Source organism: Halomonas sp. ND22Bw (assembly GCF_003011945.1).
Lineage (GTDB): Bacteria > Pseudomonadota > Gammaproteobacteria > Pseudomonadales > Halomonadaceae > Halomonas > Halomonas halophila.
Genome location: NZ_PXWD01000254.1, coordinates 1 through 400 on the forward strand (window position 1 = coordinate 1; position 400 = coordinate 400).

1 protein-coding gene is annotated in these 400 nt (G+C 68.2%); it reads right to left on the reverse strand.

The window, feature by feature from the left end:
- A partial coding sequence (locus CVH10_RS17935) for a transposase (protein ID WP_146143021.1) occupies positions 1–400 on the reverse strand: 400 nt, incomplete at both ends.

Consider the following 400-nt stretch of genomic DNA (forward strand, 5'->3'; position numbering starts at 1 on the left):
AATTCCTTCTCCAGCCGGGTGAGCTGGATCTGCACGGCGCCGATCTGATCGGCCAGCCCGGTCACCACCCGCTGGGCCAGGGATGGCACTTCAGCCGCGTCTCCGGCCGAGAGCCGGGCCGCCAGTTCGAGCGCATGACGCAGGCCCCGCGCCATCTCGATCCCGAACTCGGCGAGCAGGCCGCGGATCATATTCACCAACTGCGTGCGTTGCTTGACCAGCAGGTCGCGCGTCCGGTGCAGCGCCAGCGCCGCCTGCTGCTCGGTCGACTTCACCGGCACGAACCGCATGCTGGGGCGCGTCACCGCCTCGCAGATGGCGGCGGCATCGTTCGCATCAGTCTTACCGCGCTTGACGTATGGCTTCACGTAAGCCGGCGGCATCAGCCGCACGTCGTGGC